The following is a 1,180-nucleotide window of genomic DNA, read 5'->3' as shown; positions in this document are numbered from 1 at the left end:
CATCTCTTTGCGAACCGCCGAATACGTGACCCGTACGTTCGGTGGTGTGAGAGGCGCACTCCGTCAGTTACTGGCGGAGCCGTCTACTCGATTGTGCGTTCGGCTTTTTATTTAATTCTTTCATCCTTTCCAATATGTTCAAATATTATGTTTATTGCTTTTTTATGAACCAAATCGTTGTCTGAAGATTTAGTAGTTAACTCGGTAAACATTTTATAAATAGCTCTTATGTGGCTCATTAAAATATTAAAAATTAAACTAACACAAATTATTATGAATAAAGCAATGTTTTTAAAAGTCGGTTCGGTTTTATTTTCAATTATTAAAAAGATAATTGTACCTAATGGTAATATATATGCTAAACTAAACTCTAATGTTTTGATGAGTTTAATGTTTTTTAGCTTCTTTATAGGTTCGGTTTCTGCGAGTTTTTTTGCGGTAAAATTCCAAATAACATTTACTATTTGTCCAGCAATTGCTCCAATCATAATTTCGGCAGGATTGATGTCGCTTATGTTTATCATTTGGTTAAATTTAATTGTGAGAATTTATGTTGATGTTATTATTGAAAAATGAAAATTATTGCGCTTATTGTATATCCTATTAATTCCACTATCAATATAGTTTTTTCATAAGTCGGATTTGGTCGTTTTTTTATCCGCTTTACGTTATTAAAAATTGTTAATGCAATCATTATTAAATAAATCCAAAATGAAATTTCAACATTCAACCATTGAAAAAATAAAACATAGCACCAAAGCAATAAAAACGAACCTACTAAAGCTGATAAATAAGACAGTCTTACTTTGTCAAGTCCAATAAATTGAAATATTGAAAGAGGTATAATGCAAATTATCATAAAGATACCACCCAAAAATGGCGTCAGTATCAATGTCAAGTATGCTAATATTGTCATATTATATAGTTTTTCTGTCGTTTCTATTTCGGTTCTACCAAGCTGACGCACAACGGTTTGCAGCTACAAGAAGTTGGCGATTTCGAAGCACAAAACTGTCTGCCACCACAAAACTTGATACAAAGCACAAAGCTTCATTTAACCACTGAACCGCCAATTTTTTGTAGGTGCTGTGTGTGCCCTGCATGAGCAGGACACACGCTGTAAGCTTGAATAAAAATTCGAAAATACAAATTGTCGAATTAGAAAACAAAACTTACAGCG

General features: G+C 32.3%; 1 protein-coding gene. It reads right to left on the bottom strand.

Annotated features, from left to right (window positions below):
- Positions 1–107 precede the first annotated feature (107 nt).
- A complete protein-coding gene (locus IWX83_RS17105) occupies positions 108–524 on the bottom strand; it encodes a hypothetical protein (protein ID WP_196831357.1) in 417 nt (138 codons plus the stop codon).
- Positions 525–1,180: the final 656 nt, after the last annotated feature.

It is taken from the genome of Flavobacterium sp. CG_9.1 (genome assembly GCF_015751645.1).
In the GTDB taxonomy this organism is placed as follows: domain Bacteria; phylum Bacteroidota; class Bacteroidia; order Flavobacteriales; family Flavobacteriaceae; genus Flavobacterium; species Flavobacterium xanthum.
This window is presented reverse-complemented; position numbering and strand designations above follow the sequence as displayed.